Annotated in this window: 16 protein-coding genes and 1 pseudogene; 8 read left to right on the forward strand and 9 right to left on the reverse strand. The window is 59.3% G+C overall.

Annotated features, from left to right (window positions below):
* Positions 1–53 precede the first annotated feature (53 nt).
* Genes PCAL_RS07215 through PCAL_RS07225 form a run of 3 tightly spaced genes read left to right on the forward strand, consistent with a single transcriptional unit; the run spans position 54 to position 2,805 of the window.
* Positions 54–851, forward strand: coding sequence for a carbohydrate ABC transporter permease (locus tag PCAL_RS07215; RefSeq protein ID WP_226951929.1), 798 nt, complete (start codon positions 54–56; stop codon positions 849–851).
* A complete protein-coding gene (locus PCAL_RS07220) occupies positions 848–1,711 on the forward strand; it encodes a carbohydrate ABC transporter permease (protein ID WP_011850037.1) in 864 nt (287 codons plus the stop codon). The genes PCAL_RS07215 and PCAL_RS07220 overlap by 4 nt, the downstream gene beginning before the upstream one ends.
* A complete protein-coding gene (locus tag PCAL_RS07225) occupies positions 1,708–2,805 on the forward strand; it encodes an ABC transporter ATP-binding protein (protein ID WP_011850038.1) in 1,098 nt (365 codons plus the stop codon). The genes PCAL_RS07220 and PCAL_RS07225 overlap by 4 nt, the downstream gene beginning before the upstream one ends.
* Here PCAL_RS07225 and PCAL_RS07230 read toward each other — a convergent pair.
* The 3 genes and pseudogenes from PCAL_RS07230 to PCAL_RS07240 form a co-directional block, all read right to left on the reverse strand.
* Complete coding sequence (locus PCAL_RS07230) at positions 2,783–3,991, reverse strand: glycosyltransferase (protein WP_011850039.1); 1,209 nt, start codon at positions 3,989–3,991, stop codon at positions 2,783–2,785. The genes PCAL_RS07225 and PCAL_RS07230 overlap by 23 nt on opposite strands.
* A pseudogene (locus PCAL_RS07235) lies at positions 3,988–4,652 on the reverse strand (DUF5752 family protein). Before PCAL_RS07235 ends, PCAL_RS07230 begins: the two are co-directional and overlap by 4 nt.
* 28 nt (positions 4,653–4,680) lie before the next feature.
* Positions 4,681–4,893 (reverse strand): hypothetical protein, encoded by a 213-nt coding sequence (locus PCAL_RS07240; protein ID WP_193322602.1) that lies wholly within the window; start codon positions 4,891–4,893, stop codon positions 4,681–4,683.
* A gap of 86 nt (positions 4,894–4,979) precedes the next feature.
* Between PCAL_RS07240 and PCAL_RS07245 the strand changes: the two genes are divergently transcribed.
* Complete coding sequence (locus tag PCAL_RS07245; protein WP_193322603.1) at positions 4,980–5,576, forward strand: mechanosensitive ion channel family protein; 597 nt, start codon at positions 4,980–4,982, stop codon at positions 5,574–5,576.
* Positions 5,573–6,790 carry a glycosyltransferase gene (locus PCAL_RS07250; RefSeq protein ID WP_011850041.1) on the forward strand — a complete coding sequence of 406 codons (1,218 nt, stop codon included), beginning with the start codon at positions 5,573–5,575 and terminating at the stop codon, positions 6,788–6,790. The genes PCAL_RS07245 and PCAL_RS07250 overlap by 4 nt, the downstream gene beginning before the upstream one ends.
* On the opposite strand, the gene PCAL_RS07255 is transcribed toward PCAL_RS07250, so the two are convergent.
* Complete coding sequence (locus PCAL_RS07255; protein WP_011850042.1) at positions 6,732–8,987, reverse strand: bifunctional alpha,alpha-trehalose-phosphate synthase (UDP-forming)/trehalose-phosphatase; 2,256 nt, start codon at positions 8,985–8,987, stop codon at positions 6,732–6,734. The genes PCAL_RS07250 and PCAL_RS07255 overlap by 59 nt on opposite strands.
* 24 nt (positions 8,988–9,011) lie before the next feature.
* On the opposite strand from PCAL_RS07255, the gene PCAL_RS07260 reads away from it, so the two are divergent.
* From PCAL_RS07260 to PCAL_RS07270, 3 genes are read left to right on the forward strand one after another with little or no spacing between them, the layout of a single operon-like run.
* Entirely contained in the window at positions 9,012–9,557 is a 546-nt protein-coding gene (locus PCAL_RS07260; protein WP_011850043.1) for a class I SAM-dependent methyltransferase, read from the forward strand.
* A gap of 39 nt (positions 9,558–9,596) precedes the next feature.
* On the forward strand, positions 9,597–9,833 hold the full coding sequence (locus tag PCAL_RS07265) for an AbrB family transcriptional regulator (protein ID WP_193322605.1): 237 nt from the start codon (positions 9,597–9,599) through the stop codon (positions 9,831–9,833).
* Positions 9,820–10,170, forward strand: coding sequence for a type II toxin-antitoxin system VapC family toxin (locus PCAL_RS07270; RefSeq protein WP_011850045.1), 351 nt, complete (start codon positions 9,820–9,822; stop codon positions 10,168–10,170). The genes PCAL_RS07265 and PCAL_RS07270 overlap by 14 nt, the downstream gene beginning before the upstream one ends.
* Positions 10,171–10,201: 31 nt before the next feature.
* On the opposite strand, the gene PCAL_RS07275 is transcribed toward PCAL_RS07270, so the two are convergent.
* The 5 genes from PCAL_RS07275 to PCAL_RS07295 form a co-directional block, all read right to left on the reverse strand.
* Positions 10,202–11,275, reverse strand: a complete 1,074-nt coding sequence (locus tag PCAL_RS07275) for a metal ABC transporter solute-binding protein, Zn/Mn family (protein WP_226951930.1) — start codon at positions 11,273–11,275, stop codon at positions 10,202–10,204.
* Between the two features lie 62 nt (positions 11,276–11,337).
* A complete protein-coding gene (locus PCAL_RS07280; protein ID WP_011850047.1) occupies positions 11,338–12,525 on the reverse strand; it encodes an Nre family DNA repair protein in 1,188 nt (395 codons plus the stop codon).
* Positions 12,526–12,554: 29 nt separating this feature from the next.
* Complete coding sequence (locus tag PCAL_RS07285; RefSeq protein WP_011850048.1) at positions 12,555–15,635, reverse strand: molybdopterin dinucleotide binding domain-containing protein; 3,081 nt, start codon at positions 15,633–15,635, stop codon at positions 12,555–12,557.
* 2 nt (positions 15,636–15,637) lie between these two features.
* The gene (locus tag PCAL_RS07290; protein WP_011850049.1) at positions 15,638–16,237 is read right to left on the reverse strand and encodes an arsenate reductase (azurin) small subunit; all 600 of its coding nucleotides are present in this window, start codon (positions 16,235–16,237) and stop codon (positions 15,638–15,640) included.
* Between the two features lie 99 nt (positions 16,238–16,336).
* Positions 16,337–16,957, reverse strand: coding sequence for a LysE family transporter (locus PCAL_RS07295; protein WP_011850050.1), 621 nt, complete (start codon positions 16,955–16,957; stop codon positions 16,337–16,339).
* Positions 16,958–16,970: the final 13 nt, after the last annotated feature.

Raw genomic sequence — 16,970 nt, forward strand, 5'->3', positions numbered from 1 at the left:
TTTTTTTGGTTGCCCCGCTTGTTTTTCTTGCCGTTTTTACCTTCTACCCCGCCGTGGCTACCTTTGTCTATAGCTTCTACACCGGCGGGGGGTTTGGCTTTGACAATTATGCGAAAGTTTTAACTGACACAAATCCGCTGAGGGCGTTGGTGTTGCCGACTCTCTCGGGCACGCCTCCTTGGGGGGCGCTGGTGCACAATGTGGTGTGGATCGCCATACACGTCCCCGTGGTCACTGTGCTGGGCCTCTTGTTGGCCTTTGTTCTTAAGTACTACGTGGTGGGTAGCAACGTGGTGAAGGGGGTGGTGTTTTTGGGTATGGTGGTGCCTCCGGCCGTCAGTGGGCTGATTATCAGATTTATGTTTGACAGGGATATCGGCCTAGTCCCAATGTTTTTCTCCGCGCTTGGGGTGAAAGAGCTGGCGGTGACGTGGATCGCCTATCCTGGCCTGGCCCTCTACGCGTTGATTCTGGGCTCGGTGTGGGTTTGGCTTGGGTTTTCTGTGACTATCTTCGCCGCGGCTCTCGAGGCTGTGCCTAAGAGCCACATAGAGGCGGCGAGGGTATTCGGCGCATCTAGTTGGCAGATCTTCCGCAGAGTTGTTGTGCCCGAGGTGCGGCCGGCGATTATCATTGTGGTGGTGATGACCGTGTTGTGGGACATGAAGATTTTCGACGTGGTTTTTGCCTCCACTGGCGGGGGGCCCGGCGGGGCCACCAACGTCTTGGCCCTGGTCATGTACAACTACTTTGCCAGACTTTTGGACTACTACCGGTCGGCGGCTGTGGCAGTAATATTGACTTTGCTCGTGGTCCCCGCCATTGTCGTGGCCATTAAGAGGTGGCTATGAAGAGGCTCTACTTGGCGCTGTTGAACGCGGCCGTTTGGCTATTCGCCGTTTTGTGGACTTTGCCCTTCGTGGGCTTACTCATGCTCTCCCTGCTCCCGTACAGCGAAGTTGTGACAAAGGGGTGGCTTAGGTTGCCGGAGCCGGGGAGTGTTACGTTGAAGAACTACGTCGAGGCATTGTTTAACCCTCTTTATGACCTCGCCGCGGGGTTTAGGAACTCGCTTATTGTTGCCTCTGCGTCTACGGCCATTGCGCTGGGCGCGGCGGCGCTGTTGGCATACGCCTTTGTCAATCTGCCGTTTCCTATGAAGACTTTTATATTTACCTTGATAATCTTTGTAATGATGGCCCCGCAGCAGATCTCGGTGGTGCCCTTGTTCTTTCTCTATAACTGGCTGGATCAAAGCCTTGGGCCATACGGCGTCAAGTTCTACGACTCTCTGCTGGGCATAATTCTGCTTCACAGCGCGTGGGGCACTGCCTGGGCCACCTTCTTCTTGCGCAACTACTTCGCCCTTATCCCAAGGAGCCTTGTAGAGGCGGCGAAGGTGGACGGGGCCAGGGACTGGGCTATCTTCCGCAGGGTGGTGCTCCCATTGGCTAAGCCCGGCATCGTGGCCGCAGCTCTGCTACAGTACACATGGGTTTGGAACGACCTCTTCTACGCCTTGGTCTTCCTCTCCTCGCCCTTTAACCAGGTGATTACTCAGAAGGTGGTGTTTCTCAAGGGCGAGTACCACGTGGATTGGGGCCTTCTCTCCGCGGGCTCTGTTGTCACAATGCTCACGCCGCTTGTCTTATACGTGGTGTTTAACAAGTACTTTGTGAGAGGCGTCGCCGGGTGGGGGGTGAAGCGATGACGTTCGTCGTATTGGACAGGGTCACCAAGCGGTTTGGAAACGTCGTGGCAGTGGACAACGTCTCGCTTGAGGTGAAGAAGGGGGAGTTCGTCGTATTTCTGGGGCCCTCTGGGTGTGGGAAAACGACTACGCTCAGAATTATAGCTGGCCTAGAGAGGCCGACTAGCGGCCGAGTCTACATCGACGGTGTGGATGTCACCGATTTAGAGCCGGGAGAACGCGATGTGGCTATGGTCTTCCAAGACTACGCCATTTACCCCCACATGACGGTTTTTCAGAACATAGCCTTCCCCCTCGAGGTTAATAAGAAGAAGCTCCGCCTCACGCCTAGGGACATTAGAGAGCGGGTGGAGCGGGTGGCCAAGATGTTGCAGATTGACCATCTGCTGAATAGGAAGGCTTCCCAGCTGAGCGGGGGGCAACAGCAGAGGGTGGCGCTGGCGAGGGCCTTGGTTAGAGAGCCCAAGGTGTGGCTTATGGACGAGCCTCTCTCAAACCTAGACGCGTTGATTAGGCTCCAGGTCAGGGCTGAGTTAAAGAGGCTACAGAGGGACCTTGGCATTACCACTATCTACGTCACTCACGACCAAGTGGAGGCCTTGACTCTCGCCGACAGAATCGCGGTGATGAACGCTGGGCGAGTGGTGCAGTACGCCCCGCCGGGGGAGATTTACGACGAGCCTCAGCACATGTTTGTGGCAACTTTCGTGGGCAACCCGCCGATGAACGTTCTCAAGTGCACTCCCGCCGGCGAAGTGCTTAAGTGCCCTGGCTTTGAGCTAAGGAACCCCGGCGTGAGCCAGCCGGTCTACTTCGGCATTCGTCCGGAGTACATAGAGTGGTCCCCCAAGCATGTGGAGGGCGCGGTCAAGGGCGTGGTGTATGTAGTAGAGCCCATAGGCTCAGAGTACATCATAAATGTGACTCTGGGGAACACCTTGATAAAGGTAAAGACGTTTAGAGAGGTCGCGCTGAGGCCAGGCGATGAGATATACCTAAGGTTTAACTTAAGAAAGGCCAAGATCTTTGACGAAGCCACTGGTAAGCTTCTCTTGTCCGCGGTTGAGTCGGCTACACTCGGTGGCGCTTTGTGACGAAGGCGATGGCCATTAGGTAGCGCCTGAGCTGGTGGGTGATTAGGAAGTTTCTTCTCACGTGTTCTCTCCCAGCCCTCCCCATCTCCTCCCTTATCTTGGGCTCACGGAGTAGGAACACCGTGTAGTGAGCCGCCGTGCGGGGCGTGGTGGCTAAAAAGCCGGTGACGCCGTGGATTACTTGTATTTTTATCCCCCCGGCTCTCCCGCCTATTACAGGCTTCTTTTTCCACAGGGCCTCGCTTACTGTTAGGCCGAAGCCCTCTCTTATGGACTTCTGCATTACTACGTCGGCGGCGCGTTGAAAGGCGTTTACCTCTAGGTGGCTGTCGGGGGGTAGCATGAGGAGGTGTATGTCTTTGTCGCCTCCCGCCGCCTTGACTGTCTCTCTGTACACGGCCTCGCCCTCTGGGTCGTCGTGGGCTGGGCTCCCCAGGTAGACCAGCTGGAGGTCTGGCACGTGGCGCTTGGCGTATTTGTACGCCTGTATGACGCCGAGGGGGTCCTTGGCCCAGTCGAAGCGGGAGACTTGTAGGAGGAGGGGCCTCTCGGGGTCTACGTCGAATTTCTTCAACACCCTCTCCACTGTGGTGTGGGGGATTTCGCGGTTCTTGGGGCTGAGGGGGTCTATGGAGGGGGGTATTGCGAGCTGTGGTATTTCTAGGTCGTCTCTGGCGAATTCGGGTATGTGGAAGATGGCGGCGTGGTACTGCGAGACGTAGCGCCTTAGGAACGTCCACACCTCTGGGTGGGGGGTGGACAAGTCGATGTGGCAGCGCCATATCCACCAGCCCCTCTTCCTATACTTGACGAGGCCGGCCGGCTGGGGGTCGTGGATGAACACCACGTCGTAGTCTAAGTCGAGCTCGTTGGCGTTTATCTCCTGCCACTTCTCATACACCTGGTATAGGTGGGGCGGAACCTCCACCGCCTTCCCCATTTGGAGGGCGTTGTGGAAGGTCTTGGTGGCGGTGAAAAACTCCTCGTCTCCCCTTATCACCTTCCAGTCGGCGCGTAGCCCCAGCTCTCTCATGAGGGGGATCATCCGTTGCAGGATCTCCGCGACGCCGCCCCCCGCGGCAGTGGAGTTGACGTGGAGTATGGATAAGTCGCTCAGCCTCTGGGCCAGCTTGTATATGGCGTCTATCTCCTGCTCTCCCACGAACTCGGCGTATTTCTCAATCATAGCAACGCCTTCTTCAACGTCCTCAGTATGGCCTCTCTGAGAGCCTCCTCGCTGTTGTACATCAGCGGGTCGATCTTGGACAGCTGAGCCGCCACGTCTGAGAGGCCGAAGTTTTTCTCAAGCCACGTGGAGAAGTCGTTTCTCCCAGCCCCCTCCAAGACTCTCCTAGTGACAAAGTGGTACACTATCGACTCCCCCGGCACTACCTCTAGCAGGTCTAGAAAGTCGGCAAGGGTGTGCGCCACGTGGTCTGTCTCCACTACGACGGGCTCCATGCCTACGAAGATGAACTTCTCTCTGCCGGCTCTCTCGTCGGCTCTTGGCTCTAGGATCTCCACTATCTCTTTGCGGATGTCCTCGAGGGTGGCGGGCTCTGCGCCAGATATGTCGGACAGCTCGGCGGCCAAGTCCTCGTCGCCTACCTCCTCCCCCACCCACCGGGCGAAGTCGTTGGTGTACTTGGGGGTATTAGGTGCTTTGTCCTAATGGTGTGGAAGAGGTGGTGGAATAAGACGCGGCTGTCCGCCGCCTTTATTCCCTCCAAAAGCTGGCGGAGGGTCTTGGCCTGCATCCCGCTGTAGAGAGAGACGTAGTACGCCGTGTAGAACTTGAAGGGAATGCCGTTGCCCCTTGTGTCTAACGACTTGGCGTCTAGCCTCACGCCTCTTACCCAGCCCCGGTATATAAGCTTAAAAGTAGTGGTTGAGCGGCGCGGCTTTTATCTCGCTACGCCTAGGCGCAAAGCTGTAGCACTTGTTCCCCGTGTAGGGGGACACGGCCACGGCCATGGGTCTCCGCTCTACGCCGTGCGGGAAGCGGAACGCCACCTCTACCACTTGGTACTCCGCTGTGGTGAAGCTCTTCCCCACGGCTATGTCGAAGAACTTGAGCGGCCTTTTCACATCTCCCTCTGGGCAACCACTTATATACACATCGCTTAACTGCGTCGGCGGCGTTAACTCTTATTAATATGTGTGGCGCCTCTGACATGGACATTTGGACCTATCTCTTCCATGTAGTTGCCGCGGTGGCTGTAGTGGCGGTGGGGTTTGTCTTGGGGAGAGTGGTGAAGAGGCTTCTGGAGCGGGGGCTGGCTAGGCTCGGCTTTAATGACTGGTTTAGAAATTTCAATATTGGCAGGGCGCTTCTCCGCTCCGGCTACACGGCGGGCGAGTTCTTCGGCTCCCTCACGGCGTGGCTTATCTACATAACGTCCATCTTGCTGGCCGTCGCCTACCTGGGCTTTGCCTTTGACAGCCCGTGGCTCTACCGGTGGGCCCTCGACATGGTCAACGTCTACGTGTATGGGTTTGTGAAATTCTTCGTCATTGCCCTCGTGGGCTTTATCCTCGTGGACGGGTTTGTTGAGTACATTTACAAGGGGGCCATCTTTAGGGTGGAGTCCGTCATAGGCCCCGTGGCTGAGTACATCAGGATTATCCTCTACCTCGTGGTAATAACCTTCGCCCTTGAGCAAGGGGGGATAAACGTCGCCACCCTCAGCGCAATGCTTACGCCGATAACCTGGGGCCTCGCCGTGGCAGTAGTGGCGGTGCTGGTGCTGGAGGCTCTTAAGAGGAAATGAACATAGCCGTAGTGGCGCCTGAGACCTCCGCGTGGGAGGACGAGTACAGGGCCGGCGTCATCCTCGTCAAGGCCCTCGCCCGGCTGGGCCACAGGGCGTGGCTCGTGGCCAGCATATTCCACGAGGGGAGACCCGCCGTGGACCCCGACACGGTGGAAAAGAGCGTGGATGGGTTTGTGGAAGTGGAGAGGGACCCCTCCGGCGTGCCCGCCATACGGGTCTTGAGCGCCAGGCCCCTCCTCCCCGGGGGCAGGGCCTCGCTTAGGAGCTTCGCCAAGGTGCTCATGTCTCTTGAAGAGAGGCTGGGACTAGACGCGGTGGTTGTTCTGTCGAGTTTTTGGAATGGCCCCGAGGAGGTTGCCAAGTGGGCCGCCGTGAGGAGGGCCCTGGTAGAGGCTGGCGAGACCTCGAAGAGGGCCGCCTTTGTCTACGTGCCCCTGTACTTTCCCAGGACGAGCCGCCTGGGTCCCCTCGAGAGGACTTCGAGGGCCATGTGGGCCTCCGTGGCTCTGCCAGAGGTTCTACGCACCGCAGACGGCGTGGTAGTCTGCTGTAGAGCTGAGGCGGAGGAGCTTAGGCGCGCGAAAAGGATCGTGGAGAGCGCGGCGTGGGTCGACCCAGACGTGGCCGAGGCCGTCGCCACTGCGAGGCCTCTAGACGTGGAGGGCTTTGACCACGTGGTGGCATACGTGGGCCCTCTAGAGGAGGAGAGGAACGTGAAGGCTTTGGTTAAGCTGGCCGACAGACTGGCCGGCGTGGCTGCGGTCGCAGTGGCGGGCGCGGGGAGCTGGGAAGAGAGACTTAGGAGGGAGGCGGCTAGGCGTAGGAACCTCCTAGTGCTTGGCCCCCTCTCGCTGGGGGAGCTGGCCGGCCTCATGACGAAGGCCACGGCGGCCGTTGACTTTTCCTTTTACGAGCCGGCGGCTTTTAGGGCCCAAGAGTTTCTCTACGCTGGCGTCCCGGTGGCGGCATCGCCGGGATCAAAGGCGGCGTGGTATATCTCAGACGGCGTAGAGGGGATCCACTTGAGGAATCCCGACGACGTCGAAGCTGCGGCGCGCTGGGTCGCAGAGTTGGCAAGGCGGCCGGAAGTGTGGGAAGAAATGAAGAAGAGGGCCAGGGCGCGGGGGGAGGGCCTCGTGGCCATTGCCACTGCTAAGGCTGTGGCGAAGTTGGCCGAAGAGATTTTGACAGGCGGGTCAAGAGCTCCCTAAGCCTTTTGTAGGAAGGGACGTAGTACTTGGCCGCCGTCTCGCCCCTCCCCACTTTGACGGTGTACGCCGTGGGGGGCAACGCCTTGAACATATCCTCGTCTGTGGCGTCGTCGCCCGCCGCGAGTACAAAGTCGGGGTTTAGCTTCTCCACCAACAGCCTGGCCGCAGCCCCCTTGTTCACGCCTGCCGGCCTTACCTCCACTACCTTGTTACCCTTTAAAACTGCAGCGGTTGTCCCCGCGAGGAGTCCCCCGAGGGCTTCTATGAGCCTCGCCGCAATGGCCTCCCCCACCTCTGGCTCTACATTTCTATAGTGCCACGCTATGGAGGACTGCTTCTCCTCCACGTAGGACCCCGGAGCCAGCTCTGCGAACTCCTCCATGACGCGTCTAACGGCGGCCTTCCACTCTGTGTCAAATGGGAAAATCTGCACCCAGTTCCCATCGCTGTGTCTTATAAACGCGCCGTGCTCGGCCACAATGTATATCGGCAGATTGCCCAGCCAAGCCTCTAGAAACTCCTTCCCCCTCCCGCTGACCACGGCCACATGTGTCTCGGGGTGCGCCGCTAGCTCTCTTAAGAGGGCTAGGAGCTCTGCGTCGGGCACTGCTTGATAGGCGTAGGGGTAGTGGGGCACCAGCGTCCCGTCGTAGTCGAGCAGTAGGAGGCGACGGGCGGCCGCAGAGAAGGCGGCGGCGATGGACTCGGCGGTTTTTCCGTCCACGGGCGCCGCGGCGGGCTGGGCGGCCTCTTGGGCCTCTAGGTGGGCCTCGGCCAGGGCGTGGATGAAGTCGACTGCCCATCTCACCACGTCGTGTTGCCTAATGCGCTCCTGCATCGCCTCTATCCGCCTACACTGCTCCTCTTCGCTCATGGTGAGCGCCCGCTTTATTGCGGCGGCTACGCCGCCCTCGTCGTTTGGGTTTACAATAAGCGCTTGGAGCAACTCGTGGGCTGCCCCCGCCGTCTCGCTGAGTATTAAGACGCCTGTGCAGTTCCTCCTCGACGCCACGTATTCCTTGGCCACTAGATTCATGCCATCTCTCAGGGGGGTTATCAGCGCCACGTCTGCCACGTTGTACAAGGCGAGTAGCGTGGGGGTGGGGATAAAGCGGTAGATGTACACCACTGGGGTCCAGTCCACTTCGCCGAGTTCCCCGTTTATCCTCCCCACTTCTCGCTCAATCTCCCTCTTCATGGCCTCGTACTGCGGCACGCCGGTTCTAGACGGCGTAACCACCATGATGAAAGTGGCCTTGCCCCTCCACTCGGGGTTCTCCTTCAGAAACCTCTCCCACGCCCTGAGCCTATTTAAATTGCCCTTGGTGTAGTCCAGCCTGTCTATTGAAAACACTATCTTCAGCCCCCTTAGCCTCTGCCTAAACTCCTTTATCATCGCCGCCACGTCTTCGCGCAGAGAGGAGTTGTAGAAGAAGTCGAAGTCTATGCTTATGGGGAAGGCCCCCACTTTCACCTTCCTCCTCCCGGCGTATACGGCGCCGGCCTCGGCCTTGTAGCCCAGGAACTTGGCCACGGACCTCAAGAAGTTGTTAACGTACTCGTGGACGTGGAACCCCACGAGGTCTGCCCCCAGCACTCCGTCGAGTATTGCCGACCTCCACGGCGGTGGCATGAGCTGGAAGACCTCCGCCGGCGGGAAGGGTATGTGGAGAAAGAAGCCGACGGCCGCGTCGGGGGCCGCGTCGCGGATGATGGCCGGCAGGAGCATTAAGTGGTAGTCGTGCACCCAGACTATGTCCCCAGGCTCCACGAGGGGCAGGACGACCTCTGCAAACTTCTGGTTGACTCTAACATAGGCGTCCCAAAACCTCCCCTCAAAGACGGTATACACGATAAGGCCGTGGAAGAGGGGCCAGAGAGTGGAGTTGCAAAACCCCTCGTAGAAGAGGTTCACCTCCTCCCCCGCAAGCGGCACAGTCACAAGCCCCATCTCCCTCAGCCTGCCCCGCACCTCCTCCGTCTCCGCCTCAGCCCTCAACCCCGACCACCCCACCCACACCACCTCCGAGAGGCCAAGCGCCTTACCCCCCTCCACTGCGCGGAGAAAAGAGCGCACCGCCGTGGCCAAGCCCCCCACGGCCTCCCTAATCTCATACGCCCCATCTCTCTGCACTACGGACACGGGGAGGCGGTTAGATACAATAACAAGCTTCACGTTCCCCCCACTTGAACGCATTTATAAGGAATTTGAGGCGGGGCCATGGAGATTGAGCGCTTCGACGAGAGGACCGCCGCGTTCTACGAGTGGCTGGTGAAGCTCCGGGTCTTCGACTGGGCATACTCCGCCGCCGCCAAGGCCGTGGCCAAGGTGGCCAAGCCGGGCGGGCGCGTGTTGGAGATTGGGCCAGGCACCGGGGCCCTTATGAAGCGGCTAGAGGCCGCCGGGTACCGCGTAGTGGGCGTAGACATCTCGCCGCCAATGCTCAAATACGCCAGGAAGAGGGGGGCGGGGGACCCCCTCGCCGGCGCCAGCTTCGCCCTGCCGCTGAGGGGGGCCGCCTTCGACGCCGCCGTCGCCCTCTTCACGCTACACCACTGGGGCCCCCACGGCCCCTCCGCGGACGAGGTAAAGAGAGCCCTCAGGCCTGGGGCCTACTTCGTGGCCATAGAGGTGGACAAAGCGAGGATGCCCCTAGTGGGTAGCCACGGCTGTACACAGAGGTGTCTAGAGGAGGTATTGTCGGATTTCGACGTGGTGGTGGAGAGGAGGTTCCCGCTCCTAGTGGCCTACGCCAAGACGCGCTAGGTTGGCAAAACGCTTATATTTATGGAGAATTTTTCGTGTGTGGAAATTGTAGAAATGGATTCCAACGGGAGGATATACCTCCCCGTCTCAATTAGGAGGAGGCTTAAGGCCAGGAGGTTTAGGGCCTTCGTACAGGGAGATAGGCTGGTCCTCGTCCCCATAGAGTTGGAAGAGCTGTACGGGGCCTTCGCGCCTGCCCTCTACCAAACCGCGGAGGAGATAGACAGAGCTGTGGAGGAGGAGTCGGCAAGGGCCGTGGGCGGTGATATACGTTGACGTCAACGCCATCTACTACTTCCTAACGGCGCATCCGCAGTACGGGCCACGGGCAAAGAGACTGTTTCAACAGTACATCGGCGAGTTGGCGACCTCCGCCCTAACCCCCTGGCTAATGTTCGTACTCGCGAAAAACCCAAAAGCCGCCGAAGCCGTCCTCCAGCTAGCCGACATACTGCCCCTCACCGCCGACATTTACACCTTAGCCCTCCAGCTCGAAAAGCCACGCGACTTTGAAGACAGACTCCACTATGCCACCATGAAGAAGCACGGGATAAAGAAGATTATCAGCAACGACAAAGACTTCGACGGCCTAGACGTAGAAAGGATCTTCTAAAAAGTGGGAAAAAGTCTTATTAAAATGAGACCTACCTGCGCCTCCTCAGCGCCCAAATGCCCACTCCGACGATGACTACGGCTACCACAGCCGCTAGCGTCCACGTCAATGCACTGTCCCACTGACCTGCGGACGTGGGAGCGGCGGTTTGTTGCGGCGCGTGGGGTTGCGTTGTGGTGCCAGTAGCCACGCTGGTCTTAGCCGCTGTGAACTGTGCGGCTATTTTCTCTATGACTCTGGCAAGAGTGTCGATGTAGCTGTTGGCAAAGCTTTCCGCCACTATTTTCGGGTTGCTCACCCCGGCCTCCTCGACTTTTTGAATGAATTGGTCCACGATTCTGGGCCTCTCTCCGCTCACATACGCCGCTAACGCAGGTGCGCCCTCCTTCACGTACTGTATAGCCTTTTCCAAGTCCTGGGGGGTCGGGGGCACTCCCGCCTCTTTTACTAAGACCACTATATCTCTATACCCGAGCCAGTAGAGTATGTACTGGGCGGCCGGCGTAATTGCCACAGCCATCCCGGTGAACTTACCCGCATAAGTCTTGTTCAACTCCTCCAGCCTCTGCAGAAACCGCTGGTCGGGGCTGAGGCCGGTGGCTTCAGACACTGCGCGTATGAGCCTTACGACGTTGGGCGGGTAGAGCCCGTGCTCGTGCATGTTCACACTGCCATGCTCCTCGTGGCTGTACCCTTCGCCTCCATGGTGATGGTCGTGTTCATGGTTGTGGTCCTCCTCTAGGCGCACCTCTTTTCCGTCGAAGGTTAAGAAGGTGTACAGCTGCGTGATGTCTATCATCTTGGCCCTGATCTCGCCCCTTTTCACCATCTCAGCGATCTTTAGCTCAAAGGGCGCGTGCATCGAGCTCACAATGACGTCGCTTGGCCCCAGCGACTTGAGAAACTCGAGGTCTTGCGGCGTGAGTTGATACTCGTGCGGATCCGCGGCGCCCCTCGTCAAGAGGATTACCTCCACCTGCGGGAACGCCTCCTTGAGCACCACGTTGTACGCGGGGAACGACACCACGATCTTTGCCCCATGCACAGCCACCGCCAGCAGAGCCGCCAGTGCGAGGTAGACCGAGAACCGTTTTTCGATCGGCATGAGCACCCTACAAATTTCCATTTTTAAATGTTGTGCACAGCACCTCGTAGTACACGCAGTCATTACGCAGTGCCGTGCACGCCGTAGAGCCTCGACTTTAGGACTGGGAGAAGCTTGGAGGCCCTCAGCCACGTGGAGGAGTACTTCAGCAGGTGGGAGGCCGCCTCTAGGGTCTCGTCGAGGGTGTCAAAGCGGACTGGCTCCCCCCTGAACATGGCGCGCACGTTTTCCCGCACCCACCAGACCCCAGTCGGCGTGGTAAAGCCCGTGTACACCTCCCGCCAGATGACGGCCGCGGCTTGCCTCCTAATGGAGTAGAGGTGCTCAACTGCGGCGAGGCGGGCGGCGTAGTAGCACCCGCCTATCTCTGGGTAGTCCCGCCTCCCCTGGAAGAGCTCGTAGTCCACCTCCACTTCCACAGACCCGCCTGGGTTCCACACCGTGCGGGGCTCAAAGGCCTCTCCCCACTCGTAGGCCCACTTCGCCGGGGCCAGTATTGCGACAAAGAGGTTGCGCTCGGCGTAGCGGGCGTATAGGTAGTACCCGTCCACCTCTGGAAACTGCTTGACCTTGCTCAACAAGAAGTCTGAGACGGCTTTGTCCACGGCGGTGATGGCCCAGCGGGTGGGGACTAGGCGCCTCCGCCTGCCCAAGGCGCCTATGGACAAGGCCCTGGAGATGTAAGACACGTCTAGCCCAGCCAAGTAGAGCTTTACCACCGCCTCGTGGGCCCCCATGTCCACGTCGCTGAGCGCCTCCTCGGCCGCCCTCGGGAGCGAGGGGTTCCCCGCGGGCTTGAACTCCCTCAGCGGGGCGGCTGGGCCCATGGGCGGGGCGTACTCGCTCAAGTAAACGCCTGCGGGCCTCTTGGCGAAGCGCATCTCCACGTCCACAGGGCTCTGGGAGAGGGCCAAGGCTTGGATTTCCCCAAGGCGGCTCGGCTTGTCCACGTCCACCTCCACCCCACCTCTGAAGAGGGAGAGGCGCAACTCCACGAACCGCTCAATGGGCAGAGAGAGCCAGGCACCGGGGCTCTCGTAGATGGACGTGTCTCCGGCCACCGGCGGCGCAGAGGGGTACACCCTGACCCTTGGGTAGCCCACTCTTCCGACGAATACCGAGGGGGGCGTGGAGCCGAAGAGCTCCATCGGCGGCTGTCTGGCCGGGGCGGGGAGGCGGAGCAGTGGACAGTACGACAACCCGCAGAGTAGCTTCCCCGCGCGGCACTTTAAACAAGGGGTAAAAGCCACACAGTTTAGAACGAGATAAAAAAATAGTATTATGGGGCTAGTTTTACGTCTTTGAAAGTTAGCAACGCCTTAACCGCCTCGTCGAGCGTGCCTATTTTGACCATGTTGGCCTTTGTCAGTTTGTAGTCTGGGTTCTGCGCCACAGGCTCTACGCTTGGCGTAGTTACAGCGTTTGCCCCCACGCTGTACGGATGCGCCATTATTAAGAATATGTGCCCCTCCTTTACTATGTCGGTAACCCACACAATCGCGGGCACAGAGCCGTTGTCGTTGTAGACCACTACCACGTCGCCGTTTGCCAGCCCCTCTCTACTGGCGTCGTTGGGGTTCACTTGCACAAAGGCGTACGGCCAGCGCCTCATCAACACCTCGCTGTTGGGGTCGGCGTAGCCGGTCTGCCAAATCTCGTTGTACCGCCCATTTATGACCCAGTACCTGTACTTCTGGCTCTGCTCTGCCACATACGGCGGGTAGCCAAGCCAGAGGGACGGCCACGCCCGCAGATGCTTCACCACGTAGCCCCGCGCCTTCTCCGAGGGCACGTACTCAATCCTCCTCTCTATAGTGCCGTCAGGCCTCGCCACCACCACCTCCTCTCTGTACCTCTCGTTCAAGGCGGGCTCCATGAGGTTGACCACCCCCCGCGCCTCCACAGTCCCATCAGGGCCTACCTTTAGCTCAGTCAGCGGGAGTACCACGCCGACGGTTCTAAACTTCCTCAAGATGTTCAAGTCCAGCTTCTTGAAAGCCGGCGTCCAGTACTGCACCTCCCACTCCACGCCCAGCTGCTTGTAAGTCTCGTCGGCGTTGGCTATGTAGACTTTGAATATCTCATTCTCAACCTCGAAGGTGGGGTCGCGGGCGTTTTTCTCCATGGCGTCCCAAATGGGCTTAAACGCCTTTCTAAACCTCTCAGCCACCTTGTCGTTGCCCCTCCCCTCTTCCTCGTACAGCTCCACGATCCTCTTAGCCACCATGGCGTAGATCCACCAATCCGGCTTAGCCTCGCCGGGCGGGTCCAGCCAGGCGTCGGAGATTCTAAACCTCCGCTCGTGGACAGACATCCTCACGTCGGGAACCTCGCCGTTGTTAAACGCGGCTGGCAAGACCACGTGCGCGTCCTCCATCATAAACGTGGGATATATGTCTTGGACAACTACGAACAGTCCGCCGGTCTTCTCCAACGCCTCCAGCACCTTCTCAGCGTATTCCCTCGAAGTGAGGCGCGTGGTCACGGGGATGTCCAACGCCTTGACGTCGTACTGCTCTCTGGACTCCGCGCCGCCGATCTTCGCAAAGTCCTCGGCAAAGACGTACCTGGTCACCCTCCACGCCCGGTCGCTAACCGCCGCCTTCAGCCTCTGGGCCTGCGGCGCAAGCTTGTAGTTGTCCATGTCATGCACCCACAGCACCTTCCCCTCCCCAGCGGTCAGCCTAAAGTCGGTCGTAGGCATGTACCTGTCCCCAAGGGGCCACTTCGTCTTGTAGTACCCCTCACTATACACCTCCCTATACCACTCCTCAAACAGCTTCGCATAGTCGTCGTAGGTCCTAAGCTCTATGCCCTTTTCCTTTGCGTAATTCCACGGGCTCACGTGGTGGCGCTCATTTGTCCAAGGCGGAGGCGGCGGAGCCGGACCCGCGTAGCCCTCCTGATGCCCGCCCTGCCGCTGGCAACCGGTGCCGGGCACCCCCCTGAAGGCGCCAACGGCGATGCAGAGGTCGACCAGGGCGTAGATGGAGCGGTAGTTCTGGTTCCAGATAATGCCCTTCTCATACATAAGCCACACCCTCTTCAAGAACCCTCCCTGCTTCGGCTCCGCTATTATCTGCGCCGCCTTCTCGATGTCGGCCCTGCTCACCTTCGTAATATTGACAGCCTCGTTGAGGAAGTCGTCAAGCGGCCTGTTGATCTGCAACGCCTTCTCTAGGTACAGCCGCCACGCGTTCTCATCCCAGCCAAAGCCAAACCGCTGGGCCGCGTCTCTGTACTGCTGCACGTACTTCTCCACCACGTCTCTATACCTCTCGTAGATGACGCGGGCAATGGCGTTGGCCAAGACAATGTCGGTGCCGGGCTCAGGGCGTAGCACAAGCACTCTGTCGCCGCCAGCGGCCCTCGCGGCCCTTACGGTCTCCGTGTCGCGCGGATCTACGATTATCATGTAGGCAGGCCCGGCGGACTCGCCCTGGCTGTACCACCTCCGCTTCTCCTCCACAGTGGCCCCACGGAGGTTGTCCAACGCGTGTTCAATAAACATGACAGTGCCCGTGGAGTAGGGATTGGCGCCCCAGAATATGACCACGTCGGCAAGCCTCAAGTCGTGGAGCGAGTTGTTCATGGCGCCCGGGCCCGCGTCGCCTATCGCCGGGTTCTCGGGGCCGAAGAAGGGCCTATTGTGAATTCTGGCAAAGGCGGTGCGGACACCGTAGAAGAAGAACAGCCCGGCGGCCGTGTTCTCTATCATCGCCCCGCCGCCGCCTCCGCCGTGGTCCATTCTGTGGGCAAAGACGGCGTGGCCCTCCTTGCCCATCCCCCTGTCGATGCCCCACTTGTCTATCACCCCCTTCACCACCCGCGCCACGAGGTCAATGGCGTAGTCCCAGGTGACTACCTCAAGCCTCCCGCCGAATCTGACCATTGGGAACTTCAGCCGCCTAGCCCCAGCCACGTTCCAAGGACTCCAGTTCCTCTCCCCGTTGGTGCCGCCGCGAATGCTGTGGTTGCCCATGTTTATGGGACACTCGGGGCTTGGGATCTGCGCCACGTACACCTCCCTAAACTCCCCCGTGCCCCTCCCCCTCTTCCAATCCCTACGTATAGTCCTCACCACCATGGCCTCGGAAATCCAAGGCGTGCCGGCCTTCGCCGAGAGCGCTGGCAACGGCTTAGAGAAGTCGGTGGACTGGAGAGTCAGCTCTCTGCCGTAGACCTCGTCCTTCAGCTTGTACACAACTCCGTGCTCTCCCGGCTTAGGCCCGCCGGAGGCGCCCGCCGGCCATACATACACGTCGTAGCCACATCCAACGTTGCAGAACTGGCACATAGTGGTGTACCTCTCTGCGTCGGGCGGCGGAAGCGGGACCCTGCCGGTGAACCTAAACGACATGGCTACGCCAAGTTGTCGTACTTCCCGTAGACAAGCTGGTTAATACTAACGGCATATATATCGCCCGTCTTCTCGTCGTATTCGAGCTCCACCTGGGGCAGATACTCGGTGGCGTGCCCCGTGACCTGCTTCCCGCCCCTAGCCAAATCGAACTGAGTATAGTGGAGCTGGCAGACGGCACAGTTGGTGTCGGGGACATAAATCAACGGCCCACCCATGTGAGTGCAAACATTTACAAAGGCCACAACATCTCCGTCGGGCCCAACGCCCCCAACAGCACGCTCACCCAGCTTAACTAGAAGCACGTTCAGACCCATGTACTGCCTCACCACCGGCCTCTTATTGGCCAAATCCCTAATATTCGCCAGCCTAACCCGCTCATAGGCCTTGGCTTGGGGCACCGGCTGGGGGACCTGCTGAGTGACCGTCTGGGTCTGCGTAACCGTCTGCGTGACGGTCTGGGTAACTGTCTCCACGGCGCCTCGGGGCGCCAGCAGGTAGCCCACCACGCCTCCAACTACCAAGGCCCCGGCCGCCGCCACGACAGTGCGTCTAGTGGAGTCGGGGCGCTTTACCCCCTCTTTCTTTTCACCCTCAGACATGTTACCCAAAAAAATTAACTTTTAAAAACTTTTCTCGAAAATAATTCAATTAAGGGAAAAAATCCTCGTAAGTGTACAGATATATTAACAGAAGCCACCTCAATGTGCAGATGTCAGCGTCTTGTAAATGAGTAGCACAGAGATGTAGAGGAAGTATGCGCCGAATATGAGGAGGGTGGCCGTGGAGAAGATCTTTATGGCGAGCCACGTGGCGCGGCTGTTGGCCCTCCACCCAGCCCTCACGGCGGCTGGGAAGGCGGTTATCCACGTGAAGATTGCGGCGAAAAGGCCGGCGGCCCACTCGACGCCGAATTGGGCAATGGAGCCTAGCCCCGCGGTGATCCACCACCCCACCTGGTAGGGGTTTACGAGGCCTAGGCTGAGGCCGAGGAGGTAGCCCCTCGCGGGGCTTCCCCCTCCGCTCCCGCCCTCCTTGGGCGGCTTAGACGTGGCTATCTTGTAGGCTAGGTATAGGAAGAAGGCCCCGCCCGCGGCGTAGAAAGGCGTGTAGTAGATCTCGCCGAGGGACTTAAGCGCGGTGGATAGGGCCAGGGTTAGCAACATTAACAGGAAGTCTGCGCTCATTGCGCCGGCCCCCACGGCGAAGCCGTGGCGGAAACTCTTGAGAGACCACGCGGCTATCAGCGCGTTCATTGGGCCGGGAGGTACGGCGAGGCTGTAGCCGAGCAACGCGCCGAGGAGAAACTTGGCAAAGTCCATATATTTGGAGGAG

Origin of the sequence: Pyrobaculum calidifontis JCM 11548 (genome assembly GCF_000015805.1) — an archaeon.
GTDB classification, from domain to species: Archaea; Thermoproteota; Thermoprotei; order Thermoproteales; family Thermoproteaceae; genus Pyrobaculum; species Pyrobaculum calidifontis.